Consider the following 21,060-nt stretch of genomic DNA (forward strand, 5'->3'; position numbering starts at 1 on the left):
TTATTCAATGCCGTCTAATAAAAAATGTTCTACGCGTTCCACACGCCTTGGTTTACCTTGTAAAACGAGTATATCGTTGGCAAGCAAAATGATTTGATCTGAAGGGGCGTCTATTTCTCGGTCTTGGCGTCGCAATGCCTTAATAGATACCTTGCGCTTTACTAAATTAAGCTCATTTATACTTTTATTAACCGCATGTGCTTTATCGGGCAGAGCAACCACATGCAAATACTCTAATTTATCTGAATTACTTTCATCGTTGTTTATATGCTCACCTGTAAAAAAACTTTGCAAAAATTGATAACGATTTCTTCGCTCATCACTCACTCGCCTAATAATTCGGCTCATGGGTACACCCGACATAGACAAAACATGCGAGACTATCATTAAACTTGCTTCAAGCGTTTCTGGTACAACTTCAGTGACACCAAGCTCTCGTAGTTTTTCAAGCTGGCTATCGTCTCGGGTACGTATAAGTATTTTTACCTCTGGAGCTATTTGCTTTATTGCATCTATCACTATTTGTGTTTGTTCAAACTCGGTAAATGTAATAATCACCAACCGCGCTCGCTCTACGCCCGCACACTTTAAAATATCTTTTTGTTTAACGTGGCCAAATATTACAGGCTCACCTGCAGCCTTACCTTCTTGAACAAGTATGGGGTTACTTTCAACAGCAACATATTCAATAGCTTCTGGCTTTAAAAAGCGCGCTATAGTTTGCCCTACCCTCGAAAAACCACAGATGACTACATGGTTTGTGTAAAGTGCACTTACTTGTGGCTCGCCTTCCCATGCAATGCTTGGGCTATTTAATAACCCTAAACGCCTTAAAATATAGGGTGTTTTTTCAATTAAAAATGGCGTTAACGCCATCGATAACACACCAAGGGCAATTAAAAATGAAATGTGTTCGCTGGTTAATAATTGATGCTGCCTACCCAAAGCAATTAATACAAAACCAAATTCACCCATTTGCCACAGCATAATGCCACACGCTAAAGAGTCCTGCTTTCGTTCACCCATAAGTTGTGCACTGATGGCAACCACGGCTATTTTTAAAACCAATAATCCAAATAATGCGCCAACAATAATAAGACCATTGCTAAACACATAGAGTAAATCGAGCTGCATGCCTACGGTAACAAAAAACAGCCCCATTAAGATATCGCGAAATGGCCGTATATCGGCTTCAAGCTGGTGCCTGTAATGACTTTCACCAAGCATCATCCCGGCCAAAAATGCACCTAGTGCCATTGATAAGCCAAACATATAGGTTAGTAAACCCGCAAACAAAGCAACCAGTAGCGTAGTAAGTACAAATAACTCATCAGTGCGCACTAAGGCTATTTCGCTGAATACTTTAGGCAGTAACCATTTACCAATAGCCCACAGTAATACGCAAACAAAAGCCCCTTTAGTTAGAGAAAATGCTAACGCCCACCCAATTGTTTGTGAATCGCTTGTGGCAAATAAAGGAAGAATAATAAGTAAAGGGACTACGGCAATGTCTTGAAACAACAATACACCGATTGCTAATTGCCCTCTACGCTGATTAAGCTCACCACTTTCTTTGAGCAATTTAACGACTACCGCCGTTGAAGACAGCGCCATAATCGAACCAATAGTAAAGCTGGTAAGCAAACTGAAGTTTAAACAGTACAAAATTATAATAAGCACTAAGCTTGTTACAATCACCTGCAGTGAACCTAAGCCAAATACAATATTGCGCATGGCCATTAAGCGAGATATTGAAAACTCAAGCCCTAAGCTAAAAAGCAAAAATACAATACCAAGCTCTGCAACAAAGTCTATTTCGTGCGTATGTTCAAGCCATCCAACGCCATGGCTGCCAGCTAAAACACCTGTTGCTAGGTACGCCAAAATTGGCGGCAAACCGATGCGCTTAAAAAACCACACAAAAATAACCGCAGCGACAAGTAAGCCAAAAAATTGAGCATTAGTACTTTGCAAATTTGGCCTCCGGCTTCAATTAAACTAGGGGATGTAGTTTAACTATAGCAAGCAATTGTTTTTAAGCTAATTTTAAAATATGGCACAAAAATCGCTTAATACTTGTAAAGCAACACTCTCGGGGGAGAATTTAATGGAAAATGTCCATATTTTGACGCAACGTGTCTCTGGTCGCGGCGACTTTTTGCCGTTTTCGGCTGAACACACACCAAATAATGAAACAACGGCAACACACGAGTTAGTCGCTGAGCTTCAGACTAGTTTAGTTATTGAAGATGTATTGGCCATATACGCAAAATTTACAAAAAAGCTTTTAAACTTTACGGGATTGCAGTTTCAATCAACGCTTGGCACTGCACAAACGTCTGAAAGCGATACTAATAGCACGCCCTATATTTTTGACTTAACGATTGGAAGAGAGCACTTAGGGCAACTTATATACTTTAGTAAATACCCTTTAGGTAAAGCAATTGAAAGCAAGTTACGCTCGCTTCACTCTGCGCTAGTGTACCCACTACGTAATGCAATGATGTATAGCCGCGTGCTTAAATTGGCTACAAAAGACTCATTAACAGGTTTAAACAACCGTAGTCAATTTAATGACATTTTATCTCAAAAGCTCGAAAATTGTCGCCGCTATCAGCGCCCTTTCAGCTTAATGTTACTTGACCTAGATAATTTTAAGCAGGTAAATGACAAGTTGGGCCACAAAATTGGCGACGATACACTTAAAGAATTTGCAACGGTATTAAATTCAAGTATACGCGCTACAGATACCGTATTTAGGTTTGGTGGCGATGAATTCGCAATACTAATAGAAGACCCTGAATTCAAAACTAATCAGGTTGTATCTGAACGTATAATGCAATTTGTAAAGCAATCTAGCTTAATGTCAAAGCATGAAGTTACGGTTAGTATTGGCTATACCTTAGCAATGAGTAATGACTGCGATATAGAAATATTTTCCCGCGCAGATAAAGGGTTGTACAAAGCAAAAGCATCGGGCAGAAACTGCGCTAAAGCATATTGATTATAAGGCTTTTTTAAAAGGCTTAGCCTCCCCCGCTAAGCCTTTTTTATGAAAACCCTTGCCCTATTGCTTAATAGGCTTTGCAGGTAAAAATTTATAGATTGTCAGTGCCACACAAAAACCTAAAAAGTAACCGCTCACTAAATTTACTAAGGATGCGACGGTATCAAGAGGCGTAAATAACACTAAAACGAGTGGTAAACTCACCCCCAATATAAAAAATATGCCTCCTTTACCTAACCAATAAGCCATTAATATAACCGCTGATACAGCACCGCCCAAAATAGCATACGCTAAAGTGACAATGTTCAAATCAAGCAACACATTAGCAACTATCGCTATTAGGGCTGTAAATAGTATGCCTAGTGGCGCTTTATTGACTAGCGATAATCCAACATGTGGCTGTTTACTCATTTATTTACACTCCCAATAAACACCATTTTCATCATAATGTTTTTCACTTATAAAATAACCAACCACTTGTACTAGTTCCTCATTATAAAAAATAAGCGGCACTTGACTTCGAAGCCAAGGCGCTACTTTTGCGTCTTTAAACCAGTGCTTAACGCTATTACTTCCGGGCTTTTTAAGAGGCTTTATACGAGCGCTGTTATAATTAAATCTTACTGAAACCTGCTCATTGGCATGCGGCGCTCTTATTCCTGCACCACTTTGCTTTGTTAATACGCGGCCATCGTTAAGAATGAGTTCATGAGTGATTAACTTATCATCATTCACAATGTTTTTTTGAGTTACAAAGTATAAATACCCTTGATGGCGCCTAACCTGTCCATCAGCTAAGTCAATTTGAATTTTAGCATCGGCCTGAGCGTTTATTGCCTGATTAATAATTTGTGATAACTGCTTGTGTGAAGGCATAACTTGAGTGAACAAATTCAGCCACGCACGTACAACATTACTAATGCGAATATCACTAAAGGCTGTGATTTGGCTAACGCATAACCCCTGTTGTGAGTTTAAACTGTGCTGCAAATCAAGCTCTGTGTATTCATCAAGGAGTGTTTGCTGTTGCTGTAATAAATTAATACTACGCCCAGCACAATGCTCAAACCCGTTAAAACGCTCTGCAAGTAAAGGCACTACACTTGCACGTAAAAAGTTACGGTCAAAACGCTCATCGGTATTTGAGTCATCAGTAATGTGCGCAATATTAAACGCTGTGGCAAAGTGCTCTATATCACTGCGCGTAATGTTTAAAAGCGGCCTGTAGCATATTCGCCCGCTTTGTAGTTCACGCATTGCTTGCATTGCGCCTAACCCTTTTAAGCCCGAGCCACGCTTTAACCGCAGTAAAAACGTTTCTATTTGGTCGTTTAAATGCTGGCCTAATAAAATAACACTTTGCGGTGCGCTAAGTTCATCAAGTGCTTTATAACGTGCCTCACGTGCCTGCGCTTCAAGGCTTGTTCGTGTTTGCCGGCTTATTGTTACCTGCGCGGTATTAAACGGTATATCTAGCTTAACGCATAGGTTTTGGCAAAAAGCCTGCCAGTCATTAGCGTATTCGCTTAAGCCATGATTAACGTATATTGCACTTACCTTTAGCTTTGGCATTTCTTGCTTTAGCACGTGCATTACATGTAACAATACAACTGAGTCGACCCCACCCGAAAGCGCAACAGTAAAATTATACTGTTGTTTATTAAAAAAGTACTCAAGGGCGTGTTTAACGTGCTGATAAATCGCTGATGATTGCATTTAATACGCTACAAAATTTGTGTTAGAAGTATTTTAAAACAAAAAAGCCGCATAAGCGGCTTTTTTTAACATTTAATGTAATAGCTACTTTTATTAGCAGTAACCAAACGACATTAAACGTTTGTAACGTTGATCAAGCATGTCTTCAAGCGAAAGCGCTTGTAAGTCTGCTAAATCACGTTTTAAACGAGTTTTTAAGTTACGTGCCATGGCATCGTAATTTCGGTGTGCACCACCTAAAGGCTCATCAACTAAGTTGTTGATTAAATCTAACTCTTTAACGCGCTCAGCGGTTACGCCCATAGCCTCTGCAGCAAGTGGCGCTTTGTCTGCGCTTTTCCATAAAATAGATGCACAGCCTTCTGGCGAAATTACCGAATACGTGCTGTATTGCAACATATTAACTCTGTCGCCAACACCAATCGCTAATGCACCACCTGAGCCGCCCTCACCAATAACCGTACAAATAGTTGGCACTTTAAGCGCCGCCATTACTTTTAGGTTACGTGCAATTGCTTCAGACTGACCACGCTCTTCAGCGCCAACACCAGGGTATGCACCTGGCGTATCGATAAAGGTCATTATTGGCATTTTAAAACGCTCAGCCATTTCCATTAAGCGAAGTGCTTTACGATAACCTTCTGGCTTTGGCATACCAAAGTTGCGTTTAATTTTTTCAGCTGTATCGCGACCTTTTTGTTGGCCAATAACCATAACGGGTTCGCCATCTAAACGTGCAACACCGCCTAAAATAGCCGGATCGTTAGCAAAAGTACGATCACCTGCAAACTCGTCAAATTCCGTGAAAATGCGCTCGATATAATCTCGAGTATAAGGACGCAACGGATGACGCGCTAACTGCGATACTTGCCAAGCGCCTAAATTTGAGAATATTTCCTCTTTTTGCTTAGCACTTTTTTCTTTTAATTTGCTGACTTCCTCTTCTAGCTCAAGGTCTAATTCGCCAGCGCGGCTTATGCTTTGTAATTCTTCAATTTTTGCTTCTAATTCTGCAATCGGAAGCTCAAAATCAAGATAATTGAGGCTCATGCTCTAAACTACCTAATCAGTTAAATTCTAGTTCTACATCTTGTGCCGCCATGAGTGATAACTTGTGAATCAAGTCGTCGCTCGGCGTGACACACCATTCGATCCCTAGGGTTAATTGCGCCAACGCATCTGGGCGTTGGTAATAAACCTTGATCGGACACGTTCCCATTTTATAAGGTTCGAGTACTTTTTGTAATTTATCGAAGAAACCTGCCTCGATTTGCACCATGTTCAGCGTCATTTTAATCGCTTTAATACGTTTTTCACGCGCTTGAGCAATGGTGTTTATTTCTCTGGCGGTCATTGTAATGCCACCAGAGAAGTTATCAAAGCTGACCTGTCCAGATATTACCAAGATATTGTTAACTTGAAGCATTTCTTGGTACATTTCAAACTGTTCTGGGAACAAGCGTACATCAATACGGGCGCTCTTGTCATCTAAAGTTATTAAGCCCCAACGGTTGCCTTTTTTATTAATTAAGGTCCGCGCTGAAATAACTAGACCAGCGGCAGTAGAGAGTACATCACGATTAGTTGGTTGTAAATCCACCAGCTTTCCGCTGGTGTAATACCTAAGCTCCTTGCGATACTGATTTATTGGATGCCCAGTTAAATAAAGGCCTAGGGTATCTTTTTCACCTTCAAGCCATTCATTGTCGGTCAGGCCCGTGGCCTTAATAAAGGCTTGCTCGACTTCGTCTGGCTCAGTAGCCAATAAACCAAATAAATCGCTTTGTCCAAGTTGCTCTGCCTTGTTGTGCTGATCGGCCGCGCGCATAGCGTCTTTTAAACTTGCCAGTAATGTTGCACGCCCTGCTTGGGTTTTCTCTGGCCCAAGTTGATCAAGTGCACCAGCATAAATTAATTTTTCGGTGACACGTTTATTTAGGCGTTTTAAGTCAACGCGAGCACAAAAATCAAATAAATCCTTAAACGGGCCGCCCTTTGCGCGCGCTTCTAAAATAGCGTCTACTGGCGCTTCACCTACACCTTTAATTGCGCCAATACCATACACAATTTCGCCTTGCAGGTTTACCGTAAACTTAAATTCACCGGCGTTTACATCGGGCGGTAATAAGGTAAGTTTCATGTTTTCACATTCATCTACCAAAATTACTATTTTGTCGGTGTTATCCATATCGGCCGACATTACCGCAGCCATAAACTCAGCTGGGTGGTGCGTTTTCATCCATAAGGTTTGGTACGAAACCAGTGCATACGCTGCTGAGTGAGATTTATTAAAACCATAACCTGCGAACTTTTCTACCAAGTCGAAGATTTTTATCGCCAGTTCGCCATCAATACCATTATTACGCGCGCCATCTTCAAACGTTGAACGCTGCTTTGCCATTTCTTCAGGTTTTTTCTTACCCATTGCACGGCGTAACATATCTGCACCACCCAGCGTATAGCCTGCGAGTACCTGCGCTATTTGCATTACTTGTTCTTGATACAAAATAATGCCGTAAGTGGGATCGAGTATTGGTTTTAAGCTTTCGTGTTGGTACTGCGCATCTGGGTATGAAATTTCCTCTCTACCCAGTTTTCGGTCAATAAAGTTATCTACCATGCCTGATTGCAATGGACCTGGGCGGAACAAGGCTACTAATGCAATCATATCTTCAAAGCAATCGGGCTTAAGGCGGCGTACTAAATCTTTCATGCCGCGCGATTCTAGCTGAAACACTGCGGTTGTTTCGGCGCGTAGTAATAGCTCTATGCTTTTTTTATCATCCAGTGGAATAGTGTTTATATCAACAGGGTCTTTGCCTTCGCGCTGCATACGCACGTTAGTCATATCCACTGCCCACTGCAAAATGGTCAAGGTACGTAAACCCAAGAAATCGAACTTAACAAGGCCCGCGGTTTCTACGTCGTTTTTATCAAACTGTGTTACCGGAAATTTACCTTCATCGTCACAATAAAGTGCAGCAAAGTCGGTAATGGTGGTCGGCGATATTACAACACCACCGGCGTGTTTACCGGCATTACGCGTACACCCTTCTAGGATGCGACACATATCGATTAAATCTTTTACCTCTGAGTCACCATCGTAGGCTTCTTGCAAACGCGGCTCTACTTCAAAGGCTTTGGCAAGGGTCATTCCCGGATCGCCTGGGATCAGTTTCGAAATACGATCAACAAACCCATAAGGGTGTCCAAGTACACGACCTACATCGCGTATTACCGCTTTTGCGGCCATAGTACCAAAAGTAATAATTTGTGATACCGCGTCACGCCCATACAATGCCGATACGTGATCAATTACTTCGTCGCGTCTGTCCATACAAAAATCGACGTCGAAGTCGGGCATTGATACACGTTCTGGATTCAAAAATCGCTCAAAAAGCAAGTCGAACTCAAGGGGATCCAAATCGGTAATTTTAAGTGCGTATGCTACTAATGAACCCGCACCCGAGCCTCGCCCTGGACCTACCGGTATATTGTTATCTTTACTCCACTGAATAAACTCCATTACGATTAAGAAGTAACCCGGAAAACCCATTTGGTTGATTACGCCAAGCTCTACGGCTAAACGTTCATCGTATTCAATACGTTTTACTTTTCTATCTTCTTCGTCAGGGAACAAAAACTGGAGTCGTTCTTCAAGGCCATCTTCTGACACTTTAACCAAAAACTCATCAATATTAAGAGAGCCTGTTGGATAATCTGGTAAAAAGTATTCGCCTAACTTTACAGTCACATTACAGCGCTTAGCTATTTCTACCGTATTTTGCAGTGCTTCAGGTATATCGCTAAATAGCTCAGCCATTTGCTCAGGCGTTTTTAGGTATTGTTCTTCTGAGAAACGTTTTGGACGGCGTTTGTCATCAAGTGTGTAGCCATCAAATATAGCTACACGAATTTCGTGCGCTTCAAAATTTTCAGGTTTTAGAAATACCACTTCGTTGGTTGCAACAACGGGCAGCTGCTCTTTAGCTGCAAGCGCTACTGCCATGTGCAGATAATCTTCTTCGAGCGGGCGGTTAGTTCGTACAAGCTCTAAATAGTAATGATCGCTAAAGTGCTGCTTGTAAAAGCTAATTACGCTTTCTATAACGCCCGGATTATTTTTTAATAATGCCTTACCTAAATCACCGTCTTTTGCGCCCGAGAGAATAATTAATCCTTCTTTATGATTAGCTAACCATTCTCTGTCAATTACTGGACGATGGAATACATGACCACGCTGATACGCCTCAGAAATTAATAGCGTTATATTTTTATAACCCACATTGTCTTTAGCTAAAATTGTAATGCGACATGGCTCATCCGGAAATTCAGGGCTGCGCAGCCAAAAATCAGCACCTACAATCGGCTTTATACCGGCATTATGGGTAGCGCCATAAAAGCGAACTAATCCACAAAAGTTCATTTGATCGGTAATAGCAATCGCGGGCATTTCTAGCTCTTGCGCCTTAGCGACTATTGGCTTGGTTTTAGCTAAGCCATCAACCATCGAAAAGTCTGAGTGGACCCTTAAATGTACAAAATCAGGTGCTGCCATTATTTTGCCTCGCCTTTTGCTTGCATAAGTACACGCTGCACGGGTTTAAAACTTTTACGATGTTCATCTATTGCGCCGTACTGCTCAAGTGCTGCAAAGTGCGCTTTAGTTGGGTAACCTTTATGCCCTGCAAATCCGTATTGCGGGTGGCGTTTATCAAGTTCAAGCATTTCATCATCACGCGCTACTTTGGCTAAAATAGAGGCTGCTGATATTTCGGCAACTAGGCTATCGCCTTTAACAACCGCTTGAGCAGGCATAGTGAGTTTTGGTAAACGGTTCCCATCTATAAATACAAACTCAGGCTGTGTGCTTAGTCCTTCCACTGCGCGGCTCATAGCAAGCATGGTCGCGTGTAAAATGTTTAAGTCATCAATTTCTGATGGACTACAACGGCCATAGGCATAGCATAATGCGTTTTCTTTTATCTCTATGGCTAATGCTTGGCGCTTTTTATCTGTTAATTTTTTAGAGTCGGCTAGACCAGCTATTGGTTTAGTTGGGTCAAGTATTACCGCAGCGGTAACAACGTCGCCAACCAGCGGGCCTCGCCCTACTTCATCAACACCGGCAATTAAGGTTACGTTAGGTCGTTCAATTTGCATGTATTAACTCCGCCACAGCCTTGGCTGCTTGCTCGCTGGCATTTAATCTAATGTTTTCATGAATTGCTAAAAAACGTGCTTTTAATTGTCTATTGTCTGTTTCTAGCATTGGGGTAAGTGCTTGAGTTAAGTTTTTAACGTTACAGTCGCTTTGTAAAAACTCAGGCACAAGCTCTTCATCGGCCAATAAATTTGGCAACGAAAAATATTTAATGTTAAAGGTAAACAGGGTTTTAAAAATCCAGTAGCTTAATGGTTTTATTTTATACCCAACAACCATTGGCTTTTTATAGAGCATTCCTTCGAGTGTGGCGGTGCCAGACGCAAGTAAAATGGCATCTGCCGCTTGCATTGCTAATTTAGATTGCCCATCTAGCAAGCTAATATTAAGACTAGGCGCTGTGGCATTTAAAATATCAGTAAACTGCGCTTTGCGCTTTTCGTTTACCAGTGGAACCACAATTTTAAGGTCTGGGTTTTGAGCTTGAAGTTGCTGCGCTGTTTTTATATAGGTTTCACTCAGTAAGCCCACTTCGGAGCCTCGGCTACCTGGCAATAATGCCAGTACTTTGTCATCAAGACTTAAACCTAGTTTTGCACGTGCTTGGCTATCGTCGTGCTCAAGCGCTATATCGTCTGCTAATGTGTGCCCTACAAACGTACACGGTACTTGATGCTTGTCGTAAAATTCTTTTTCAAACGGCAATAGTGCAAGTACTAAGTTAGTAGCTGCGCTAATAGTATGAATACGTTTTTCTCGCCATGCCCAAACTGAAGGGCTTACGTATTGAACTGTTTTAATGCCTGCATCTTTTAAAGGTTTTTCGACGCGAAGATTAAAATCAGGGGCGTCTATTCCAATAAATACATCGGGTGGGTTATCTATAAAATGTTGAACCAATTGTTTACGAATTTTCAGTAAACGCGGTAAACGCCCGAGTACTTCAACCAAGCCCATTACAGACAGCTCATCCATATCGTATAGAGTTTTACAACCTTGAGCTTGCATTTTTGGTCCTGCAATCCCCTCAAAAGTGGCATCTGGAAAATGTACTTTTAATGCTTTTATTAGGCCTTCGCCTAAAATATCGCCCGACAGTTCGCCTGCCACTATACCTATTCGTAGTTGTTTTTTTTCTTTCGTCATTTGCTTTTTAGTTCATATTTTAATCGGGCGTCATGAGTTTAGTTTACCGCGTTTTGGTATGTGTTTAAACGCTTTAAATAACTCGTTTTTTAACTGTAAATATAATCTCTATTGTTGTTTATTTTTAATACTGATGTAGCATATAAATTATATATTAAGTTTTACTAATATATATTGACAAGTATTGTGCAATTGTGAATAATATTGCAAACTTTCAGTAATTACTGAAAGTTCATTCAATCATTAACTCTGCCAATAACTCATTGCCCAGTTAATCCGTCACATTCAAGGAGCATAAAATGATAGATGAAACCTTTGTGGATCTATCGCGACTACAGTTTGCTGTTACCGCACTCTTTCACTTCATATTTGTACCGTTAACAATAGGTATGACTTGGATCTTAGTTATTATGGAATCAGTTTATGTTATGACTGGTCGCGAAATTTATCGTGATATGACTAAGTTTTGGGGTAAGTTATTTGGTATTAACTTTGCCATTGGTGTTGCCACAGGCCTCACTATGGAGTTTGAATTTGGCACTAACTGGTCTTATTACTCACATTATGTGGGGGATGTATTTGGTGCCCCTCTGGCTATTGAAGGGTTAATGGCATTCTTTTTAGAATCAACCTTTGTGGGTATGTTCTTCTTAGGATGGGATAGACTTTCTAAACGTCAACATTTAGGCGCTACCTTTTTAATGGCACTGGGTACAAACTTATCAGCATTATGGATATTAATTGCTAATGGTTGGATGCAAAACCCAGTAGGTGCTGAATTTAACTACCAAACTATGCGAATGGAAATGACCAGCTTTGCAGAGCTGGTATTTAACCCTGTTGCACAGGTTAAGTTTATTCACACGGTATCTGCAGGCTATGTCGCCGCGTCTATGTTTGTTTTAGGTATAAGTAGTTGGTACATACTAAAAGGTCGCGATTTAGCATTTGCTAAACGTTCATTTTCAGTGGCTTCAGGGTTTGGTTTAGCCTCAATTTTATGTGTTATTTTACTTGGTGATGAATCAGGCTATGAAGTAGGCGAAATTCAAAAAGTAAAATTAGCAACTATTGAAGCCGAGTGGCACACAGAAGAAGCGCCCGCTGCGTTTACTGCATTTGGTTTTCCTGACTCTGAAGAGCAAGTAACCCATGCTGCTGTAAAAATACCCTATGCACTGGGCATTATTGCTACACGCTCACTTGACGAAAAAGTTACGGGTATTTCTGATTTAGAGAAAAAACATGAAATACGTATTCGTAACGGCATGATTGCCTATGGTTATCTCACTAAACTAAGAAACGGCGAAGATACGCCTGAAAACATTGCTAAATTTGACGCAGTAAAAGATGACTTAGGCTACGGTTTGTTGCTTAAACGATATACATCTGATGTTGTTGATGCCACAGAAGAGCAAATTCAAAAAGCAGTGAAAGATTCGTTCCCAAAAGTAGGCCCTATGTTTTGGTCGTTTAGGATTATGGTTGCCTGTGGTGTCGCTATGCTTGCTGTGTTTGTATTAGCATTTTACTACAATGCACACCGTATTATTGAGCAAAAACGCTGGTTACTTTGGGCTACAGTATTAAGTATTCCATTGCCATGGATTGCGATTGAATTTGGCTGGATCGTTGCAGAATATGGACGCCAACCTTGGGCTATTTCTGAAATACTGCCGACTTTTTTAGCAACGTCATCACTAACGGTCAATGACATTTTGATTAGCTTAACGGGTTTCATCATTTTTTACACTGGCCTTGCCATTGTTGAAGGTTGGTTAATGATTCACTTTATTAAAAAAGGCCCTAGCTCATTACATACTGGTAAATACCATTTTGAGCTGCCAAACAACACACAAGCAAAAGGAGAATAATCATGATTTTTGATTATGAAACATTAAAAATGTTGTGGTGGTTGATCATTGGTGTGCTTTTAATCGGCTTTGCAATTACCGATGGTATGGATATGGGGGTTGCTATGCTCCTTCGCCTAGTTGGTAAAACAGATTTAGAACGACGCACTGTAATCAATACAATTGGCGCACACTGGGATGGTAACCAAGTTTGGTTTATCACCGCAGGCGGAGCATTATTTGCGGCTTGGCCAATGGTGTATGCAGCCGCTTTTTCGGGGTTTTACTTTGCCATGATGCTGGTGTTATTTGCACTCTTTTTTAGACCTCTTGGTTTTGATTACCGCTCTAAAATTGATTCTAAGCGCTGGCGTAATAACTGGGATTGGGGATTATTTGCAGGTAGTGCAATTCCGGCTTTAGTATTTGGTGTAGCATTTGGTAACTTGTTTTTAGGTGTACCATTCAATATTGATAATTTATTACGTGTAAGTTACCAAGGTTCGTTTTTTGGCTTGTTAAACCCGTTTGCACTGCTCGCTGGCTTAATTAGTATAGCTATGCTTATTGCACATGCAGGTATGTGGTTACAACTTCGCACAGCAGATGCGGTTGCAGAACGTTCTGGCCAATACGGACGTTATGCATTGATTGCATTTATTGTTTTATTTGCCGCGGCTGGAGTTTGGGTGGCTAATTTGAATGGCTACCAAATTGTGTCTATGGGCGATACTCAAGGCCATGCTGATCCGCTCGCTAAAGTAGTTAACACAGCAAAAGGCGCTTGGCTAAATAATTACACTGAGCGTACATGGACAGTAACCTTCCCTGTTCTAGCGTTTGCCATGGCACTAAGTGCATTAGTATTTTCAAAGCTCAATAAACCAGCGTTAGGGCTTATTTCGACTGCACTTATGTTAGTAGGTGTCATTATGACGGCGGGCGTTTCATTATTCCCATTTATTATGCCATCAATTAACAACCCAAATATTAGCTTAACAATTTGGGATGCCGTTTCGAGCCATAAAACGCTTAACATTATGCTTGTAGCCGTGGCCATTTTTGTACCATTAATTTTAGCCTACACCACGTGGTGTTATGTAAAAATGTGGCGCAGAGTAACCGTAGAAGAAATTGAAACTAACACTCACGGCAGCTACTAAGGAGACTGAACTATGTGGTATTTTGCTTGGATTTTAGGTGTACTTTTAGCCTGTACCTTAGGGGTAATAAATGTAATGTGGTATGAATTTCATCAAAATAAAAACAGCATTGCTGATGATGAACAACCGATGCATGATTTATTAAACGAGGCTAACTCGACCAACAATGACGACTAACCCCCGACCAAATCGCGCGCAGCAACAAACACTGCGCGCTTTTTTAAAAACACAAAGTAAACCCGCCTCATTATGGTTAAAGCTCAGTATTGCACTGGGTACTTTTAACGCTATTTTAATGATTGCTGGGGCATATTTACTTGCTCAGGCTATTCATAACGTAATGTTTGAAGGTAGTAGCTTAAGTGAAGTCACTCACTTGCTGTGGCCATTAGCAGGTATTGTTTTGCTTCGCGCTACTTTTTTAGCGCTAAGTGAAAGGCTAAGTGCTTTTGCTGCCCTTAAAATAAAGTCGGCTATGCGCCATACACTGTTAACTAAATTAAGCTTGCTGGGCCCTAGTTATATTGAGCAACACGGTCAAGGTGCAACCTTAAATACATTGCACAATGGTGTAGAAGAACTTCACGACTATTACGCTAAATACCTGCCTGGTGTTGCTTACAGTGCACTTATTCCACTAGCTATCTTGGTTGTTATTTTTCCGACCGATTACAAAGCGGGATTAATATTTTTATTAACGGCTCCGCTTATTCCTTTTTTTATGATTTTAGTTGGATCAAAAGCAGAAGCGCTAAATCAAAAGCGTTGGCAACAACTTGCTGTTCTTGGTAATTACTTTTTTGACAGAGTACAGGGATTAACCCAGCTAAAATTATTTAATGCCACGCAAACCGAATTAAAACAAATAGCTAAAATTTCTGATGACTTTAGGCATACCACGCTAGGCGTGTTAAAAATTGCGTTTTTATCGTCTTTTGCCTTAGAATTTTTAGCCACAATCAGTGTGGCTTTAGTGGCTGTAATTATTGGTTTTAGGCTTTTTTTTGGCACACTTGATTTTTCTACTGGCTTTGTTGTGCTGCTTTTAGCTCCCGAGTTTTATTTACCGCTTCGTCAATTAGGAAGCCATTATCATGCTCGCTTACAAGGTATCAGCGCCGCTGCTGACATGGTGACTATTTTAAATGCCCCCTTACCCAATCAAGATACTGAACTAGTTAACAATACAACCGAATACACTACATCTGATACTATTGATTCAATAAACATTAAAAATTTAACCTACATTTACCCTGACAGTAACGAAGGCATTCACGATGTCACCTTAAGCCTACCAAAAAAAGGCTTGGTGGCAGTTGTGGGTAACAGTGGCTCAGGGAAAAGTACTTTATTTGATTGCCTGCTGGGTTTTCACCCCCAAGTAATACCTTGTATTTATATTAACGGATTGCCATTAGCAGCAAACGATATTACCCAACTACAGAATCAAGTTGCGTGGATACCACAAAACCCAACACTATTTTTCGATAGCATTGGCGCTAATATAAAATTAGCCAAACCAGACGCATCACAGCAAGAGCTAGAGCAAGCAGCGCAACAAGCAGGCGCCCTTGAGTTTATAAATACCCTACCCTCTGGGTCTGATACGTTAATAGGAGAGCAAGGTGAAGGACTCTCTGGAGGGCAAAAGCAACGTATTGCACTTGCTCGGGCATTTTTAAAAAACGCCCCTATATTAATGCTTGATGAGCCAACAGCGCACCTTGATAGCCAAACAGAGCAACACATTCAACACGCCATTAATATGTACGCTAAAAACAATTTAGTACTGGTAATCGCACACAGATTAAACACTGTAAAACACGCCGACAATATTATTGTAATGGACCAGGGTAAGGTCACTGAGCAAGGTAGCTTTGAAAAACTAAGCACTCAACATGGCGTGTTTTATAATTTGCTAAATGCCGCTAAGCGAGGGGGTTCCGATGAGTAACTTTATTAGATTGATAAAGCTCTGCCGCCCTCATTATAAAGCCATGCTACTGGGTACGCTGTTAGCAACAATTACGGTGCTTGCGAACGTTGGCCTACTGGCTATTTCAGGCTGGTTTTTAGCATCTATGGCAGCTGCAGGTATTGCTGGCGTGCAAATGAACTATTTTACACCCGCTGGCACAATACGTTTTTTAGCTATCGTAAGAACGGCTTCTCGTTATGCTGAGCGCTTAGTTACTCATAATGCGACTTTTTTATTGTTGAGTGAAATTCGCGTAAATATGTTTGCAACACTCAGTAAGCTCAACAATGTTGATTTAGCCATGAGCCGCAGCGCTGATTTACTGAATCGACTACAGAACGATGTTGACGCACTCGATAAATTTTATTTGAACGTGTTAATGCCCATGATGGTTGCTTTGTTAAGCGTGCCAATCATTTTGCTTTTCATGTCTGCTTATAATGCAAATGTAGCACTCATTTGCTTTATGGGAATTTTATTAATTGGCGTTGTCATACCTGCGCTTTTAAGTGCTTCACTTACAAAAAATAGTCACAAAGAAACACACCTTAGTGCACAGTTACGGGCCGAATTATCAGATACCTTAACAGGCCTCAGAGAGCTTAGTATTTATCAAGCCCGTACTGAGCAGTTAAATAAATGCGATAGATTAAACGAGCAGTACAATGAACAATTATTTGTTCGTCATAAGGCGTTAGCAAATGCAGATGGACTGACTCTATTAATAGTACAAATGGCCATGTTAGCTAGCATAGTGACGATAGCCCCATTGGTTTATACTAATTCCATGGTTAACGTAGAACTTGCCATGTTAACGCTTTTTGTATTAGCAAGCTTTGAAAGCGTATTACTACTGCCCAATGCATTTATAGAGCTGCCTAATGTACTAAAAGCCGCAGAGCGGTTATTTACCCTCCAAGATAAAGCATCTGATCAGAGCAATAATTGTAGCGCTTTAATTGATACTCAGTTTGATAAAAATAATATTGCGCTAACGCTTAATAACATTAGCTATAAATACGATGAGCATAACGCATTAAATAATGTCAGTTTTATGCTTAAATCGCGGCAAAAAGTAGCCATTGTAGGTCGAAGCGGGAGCGGTAAAACCACCTTAGTTAATTTGCTAACCGGTTTATGGCCACTTCAGCAAGGTAGTATTACATTGGGTGACCATAATAACGCGCAAGACCTTCACTCACTTAGCAGTGACAGCCGAGCAAACGTTATAAATATATTAGCGCAGCAACATCATATTTTTGATGGTACATTAAGTGAAAACTTGCGTTATGCAAAGCCAAGCGCTACAAAAGAAGAAATGCTTGAAGCCATTAACCTTGCACAGCTAGAGCCTTGGTTTAATGAGCTACAAAAGGGTTTAAAAACACGTTTAGGGACAGGCGGCAGAAGCGTATCCCAAGGACAATCAAGGCGTATAGCGATTGCGCAGGCTTTATTACAAAACCCAGCTATTTTAGTACTTGATGAACCCACAGAAGGGCTAGATAACCAATCTAAGCAAACCGTAATGAACGCCATTATGCACGTAATGAGTGACGCAAGCGTACTTACAATTACCCACGACCCTGCTCTTCTAGCGCAAATGGATAACATTATTTGGCTAGAAAATGGCAAACTTGTAGCGCAAGGTAGCCACAAAGAGCTTAGCGAAAAACATCAGGAATATGCGTCGCTAACCACCCGTTTTTAATACGCTGATTGAGACATCAATAACGCCGACTTTAGGGTCGGCTATTTTTTTAAACATACCTAACGATAAATCAATAACACGCCCTCTAACGTACGGGCCCCTATCATTTATTCTTACGATTACCGATTTATTGTTAGCTAAGTTAGTTACCTTTACCTTAGTACCAAAATCAAACTCTAAATGTGCAGCAGTGGCAGCGTTTTGATTAAAGGTTTCGCCATTTGCCGTTGTGCGGCCATGGTATTTATTAGCGTAATAAGAAGCTTTCCCTAACTGAGTACGCTCACCATTAGCTGTGGTAACGACAGGTTGGCTACTACACGCAGCCAAGATAGACAAAAAACTGAGGGGTAAAATTAACTTCGTAAGAGACATAGCTGTGCTTTAAATATAGTAAATTTGCGCAAAGGTTAACCTTGCCTCGCTGAGTGCATACTGAATTAAAATATTTTAAAGGCAATAAAAAACCACCGTCGATTTCTCTAAGGTGGTTTATTTAAAAACAAAAAGTGCTTATCTTACGATCCCGCGCTCAGAGCTTTTAACAAAATCTATCATAGTTTGTACTGCAGGGTATTTAGCCGCATCTTCACTTAGTGATTCAATTGCTTCATCAATACCTAAACTCTTACGATAAAACGCTTTATACGCTCGGCGAACGGCCATTATTTCATCGCTTTCAAAGCCTCGGCGTTTCATGCCTTCTTTATTGATTGCAGCAGGACCTGCTGGCATACCAATCGTGGTCACAAATGGCGGAACATCTTTGTTAACGCCAGAGTACATGCCAATAAACGCATGTGCCCCTATTTTACAAAACTGATGAACCCCTGAATTGCCACCTAAAATAACCCAATCAGCAACATGAACATGGCCTGCAACACTGGCATTATTAGCAAAAATTACGTTATCGCCTATCACTGCATCATGTGCCACGTGGGTATAAGCCATAAATAAGTTATTACTACCAATTTTTGTTACGCCTTGGTCTTGAATGGTACCACGGTGAATGGTTGCACACTCACGGATAACATTATTGTCACCAATGATTAATGTAGTGGGTTCGTTGTTGTATTTTTTGTCTTGGCAAGCTTCACCGACAGACGCAAATTGAAAAATATGATTTCCAGAACCAATGGTAGACGGTCCTTTAACAACAACGTGAGATTCAATAATACAGTTATCACCGATAACAACATCATTGCCTATATAACTATATGGACCAACTGAGACATTGTTGCCTAGTTTAGCGCCAGGTTCGATTATTGCTGTAGAATGGATCACTATTAAAACTCTCTTCTCGCACACATAATTTCGGCACTACATACTACTTTGCCGTCAACTTTAGCTTCAGCAGCAAACTTCCATATATTGCGGCGCTCTTTTAAAAACTCTACATGCAAATGCAATGTATCACCAGGCACAACCGGTTGCTTAAAACGAGCGTTGTCTACTGCTGCAAATAAGTAAAGCTCGTCTTCGCTGCGATTTTCAACTGTTTTAAAACCAAGAAGACCTGTAGCTTGTGCCATAGCTTCTAATATTAGCACACCAGGGAAAATAGGCTGGTTTGGAAAATGGCCAGTAAAAATAGGCTCATTTATAGATACATTTTTAATGGCATGCAATGTCTTACCCGGAGTAAAATCAATAACACGATCAATTAAAAGCATCGGGTAACGGTGTGGTAATAAAGCTAAGATTTCTTGAATATCAAGGCTATTTAATTCGTTTGCCAAAATAGCATCCTTTTATGTGTTCAACGTTTATGACTTAGCCAGTGCTTCAAGCGCTTTCAAACGAGACTTCATGTCTGATAGATTACGCAAGTGAGCAATTGATTTACGCCATTCTTTGTTAGTTGTATGGGGCATACCTGATGAATAAATACCGGGCTCGGTGATTGATTTTGTCACCATGCTCATACCCGTAATTATAACACCATCACATACTGACATGTGACCATTAATTGCAGTCATACCACCAATTTGGCAGTTTTTACCTATGGTAACACTACCTGCAAGAACAGAGCAGCCAGCAATTGCTGTGCCCGAGTTAACTTCAACGTTGTGTGCTATTTGACATTGATTATCAATAATCACATTGCTATGAATAATTGTATTATCAAGTGCGCCCCGGTCAATTGTAGTACTGGCGCCTATTTCTACTTTATCGCCTATGATCACAGAGCCTAGCTGAGGAATTTTAAGCCACTGCCCACGCTCATTTGCATAACCGAACCCATCGCTACCAACAACACTATTTGCCTGGAACAAACAATCCGATCCAATTTCAACGTCATGGTAAATAGTCACACTAGGCCAAAGCTTTGTCCCGGCACCTATTTTAACACGTTCTCCGATAAAACTGTTCGGACCAATTTGCGCGTTATCACCAACAACTGCACCAGCCTCTATAACTGCATTAGCGCCTATAGCAGCACTTTTGCTTATATTTGCACTAGGGTGAATTGTTGCACTTGGGTGAATCCCCGAAGAGGCTGAACGCGGTGTTGTATCCATAAATTGCGCAAGCTTTGCGTAACTGACATAAGGATTTGAAACAATCACTTTATTGCCATTAAAATGCGCGGCATCTGCTTGGTTAACGATAACAGCACTGGCTTGAGTGGCTTCAAGTTGAACACGATATTTTGAGTTCGCTAAAAATGCAATATGCCCAGTACGGGCATTTGCAAGTGTCGCTATTTTTGTTATTTCTAAAGCGCCATCACCCTGAAGTTCGGCGCCTAGAAGTTCCGCAATTTGCGAAAGCGTATAATTTTGCATAGAGTGATTATTTCTTGCTAACAGCTGTTACTACTTTAGATGAAAGGTCTGTTACTTCTTTAGGGTTGAAGTAAATTGTAGTGTCTTTTACTTTAACTTCATCAAAGTCACCGTCTTTAGCAATCTCTTCAATTGTTTTAATAATTAAGCCCTGAACTTTTGCAAGCTCTTGGTTTTGGCGAGCTTTGATTTCTTGCTCTAAAGGACGACCTACTTCAGCAAGGTTTTTTTGCATACCTTGAATTTTATCACGTAGTGCATCTTTTTGAGCTTGGCTCATCGTTGTGCTCTCACGCTTAAACTTCTCAGCTTCAAAGCGAATATCACCTTGTAACTTTTCAAGTTCTTGGCGACGCTCAGCAAATTCGCTTTGTAGTGACTGCTCAATTTTAGCCATTTGAGGAATTTGCTTGTAGATTTCTTGCATATCTACAACACCTACTTTGTGCGCAAGAGCGCTAGCAGAAGTACCCATCATTAACGTTGCTAAAACAGCCACTGCCGTTGATTTAAATAATTTAGTCATAAAAAAC

General features: G+C 40.8%; 18 protein-coding genes. 6 read left to right on the forward strand and 12 right to left on the reverse strand.

Annotated features, from left to right (window positions below; all coding sequences use genetic code 11):
* On the reverse strand, positions 1-1,974 hold the full coding sequence (locus RF53_RS14640; protein WP_006793610.1) for a monovalent cation:proton antiporter-2 (CPA2) family protein: 1,974 nt from the start codon (positions 1,972-1,974) through the stop codon (positions 1-3).
* 133 nt (positions 1,975-2,107) lie between these two features.
* Between RF53_RS14640 and RF53_RS14645 the strand changes: the two genes are divergently transcribed.
* Complete coding sequence (locus RF53_RS14645) at positions 2,108-3,004, forward strand: GGDEF domain-containing protein (protein ID WP_039038111.1); 897 nt, start codon at positions 2,108-2,110, stop codon at positions 3,002-3,004.
* Positions 3,005-3,067: 63 nt separating this feature from the next.
* Here RF53_RS14645 and RF53_RS14650 read toward each other — a convergent pair whose 3' ends face one another.
* The 6 genes from RF53_RS14650 to lpxB form a co-directional block, all read right to left on the reverse strand.
* Complete coding sequence (locus tag RF53_RS14650; RefSeq protein WP_039038112.1) at positions 3,068-3,418, reverse strand: hypothetical protein; 351 nt, start codon at positions 3,416-3,418, stop codon at positions 3,068-3,070.
* Entirely contained in the window at positions 3,419-4,723 is a 1,305-nt protein-coding gene (gene tilS / locus RF53_RS14655) for a tRNA lysidine(34) synthetase TilS (protein ID WP_039038113.1), read from the reverse strand.
* Positions 4,724-4,816: 93 nt separating this feature from the next.
* A complete protein-coding gene (accA, locus tag RF53_RS14660; RefSeq protein WP_006793614.1) occupies positions 4,817-5,773 on the reverse strand; it encodes an acetyl-CoA carboxylase carboxyl transferase subunit alpha in 957 nt (318 codons plus the stop codon).
* Between the two features lie 16 nt (positions 5,774-5,789).
* Positions 5,790-9,281 carry a DNA polymerase III subunit alpha gene (gene dnaE, locus RF53_RS14665; protein WP_039038114.1) on the reverse strand — a complete coding sequence of 1,164 codons (3,492 nt, stop codon included), beginning with the start codon at positions 9,279-9,281 and terminating at the stop codon, positions 5,790-5,792.
* Entirely contained in the window at positions 9,281-9,886 is a 606-nt protein-coding gene (gene rnhB / locus RF53_RS14670) for a ribonuclease HII (RefSeq protein ID WP_039038115.1), read from the reverse strand. Before rnhB ends, dnaE begins: the two co-directional genes overlap by 1 nt.
* Positions 9,876-11,033, reverse strand: a complete 1,158-nt coding sequence (gene lpxB, locus RF53_RS14675; protein WP_006793617.1) for a lipid-A-disaccharide synthase — start codon at positions 11,031-11,033, stop codon at positions 9,876-9,878. Before lpxB ends, rnhB begins: the two co-directional genes overlap by 11 nt.
* Before the next feature lie 299 nt (positions 11,034-11,332).
* Between lpxB and RF53_RS14680 the strand changes: the two genes are divergently transcribed.
* Genes RF53_RS14680 through cydC form a run of 5 tightly spaced genes read left to right on the forward strand, consistent with a single transcriptional unit; the run spans position 11,333 to position 17,738 of the window.
* Positions 11,333-12,907, forward strand: coding sequence for a cytochrome ubiquinol oxidase subunit I (locus tag RF53_RS14680; RefSeq protein WP_006793618.1), 1,575 nt, complete (start codon positions 11,333-11,335; stop codon positions 12,905-12,907).
* A 2-nt stretch (positions 12,908-12,909) separates the two neighbouring features.
* Positions 12,910-14,049, forward strand: coding sequence for a cytochrome d ubiquinol oxidase subunit II (gene cydB, locus RF53_RS14685; protein WP_039038116.1), 1,140 nt, complete (start codon positions 12,910-12,912; stop codon positions 14,047-14,049).
* A gap of 12 nt (positions 14,050-14,061) precedes the next feature.
* Positions 14,062-14,226, forward strand: a complete 165-nt coding sequence (cydX, locus tag RF53_RS14690; protein WP_006793620.1) for a cytochrome bd-I oxidase subunit CydX — start codon at positions 14,062-14,064, stop codon at positions 14,224-14,226.
* Complete coding sequence (cydD, locus tag RF53_RS14695) at positions 14,216-16,003, forward strand: thiol reductant ABC exporter subunit CydD (protein WP_039038117.1); 1,788 nt, start codon at positions 14,216-14,218, stop codon at positions 16,001-16,003. Before cydX ends, cydD begins: the two co-directional genes overlap by 11 nt.
* The gene (gene cydC / locus RF53_RS14700) at positions 15,996-17,738 is read left to right on the forward strand and encodes a thiol reductant ABC exporter subunit CydC (protein WP_006793622.1); all 1,743 of its coding nucleotides are present in this window, start codon (positions 15,996-15,998) and stop codon (positions 17,736-17,738) included. The genes cydD and cydC overlap by 8 nt, the downstream gene beginning before the upstream one ends.
* Here cydC and RF53_RS14705 read toward each other — a convergent pair.
* The 5 genes from RF53_RS14705 to RF53_RS14725 form a co-directional block, all read right to left on the reverse strand.
* Positions 17,721-18,113, reverse strand: a complete 393-nt coding sequence (locus RF53_RS14705; protein WP_006793623.1) for a septal ring lytic transglycosylase RlpA family protein — start codon at positions 18,111-18,113, stop codon at positions 17,721-17,723. The genes cydC and RF53_RS14705 overlap by 18 nt on opposite strands.
* 138 nt (positions 18,114-18,251) lie before the next feature.
* Positions 18,252-19,022, reverse strand: a complete 771-nt coding sequence (lpxA, locus tag RF53_RS14710) for an acyl-ACP--UDP-N-acetylglucosamine O-acyltransferase (RefSeq protein ID WP_006793624.1) — start codon at positions 19,020-19,022, stop codon at positions 18,252-18,254.
* Between the two features lie 2 nt (positions 19,023-19,024).
* Positions 19,025-19,477 (reverse strand): 3-hydroxyacyl-ACP dehydratase FabZ, encoded by a 453-nt coding sequence (gene fabZ, locus RF53_RS14715; RefSeq protein ID WP_006793625.1) that lies wholly within the window; start codon positions 19,475-19,477, stop codon positions 19,025-19,027.
* A gap of 27 nt (positions 19,478-19,504) precedes the next feature.
* A complete protein-coding gene (gene lpxD / locus RF53_RS14720) occupies positions 19,505-20,527 on the reverse strand; it encodes a UDP-3-O-(3-hydroxymyristoyl)glucosamine N-acyltransferase (RefSeq protein ID WP_010557175.1) in 1,023 nt (340 codons plus the stop codon).
* Between the two features lie 7 nt (positions 20,528-20,534).
* Positions 20,535-21,053, reverse strand: coding sequence for an OmpH family outer membrane protein (locus tag RF53_RS14725; protein ID WP_006793627.1), 519 nt, complete (start codon positions 21,051-21,053; stop codon positions 20,535-20,537).
* Between the last annotated feature and the right edge of the window lie 7 nt (positions 21,054-21,060).

The sequence above is a fragment of the Pseudoalteromonas sp. ECSMB14103 genome, assembly GCF_000813065.1.
Classification (GTDB): domain Bacteria; phylum Pseudomonadota; class Gammaproteobacteria; order Enterobacterales; family Alteromonadaceae; genus Pseudoalteromonas; species Pseudoalteromonas marina.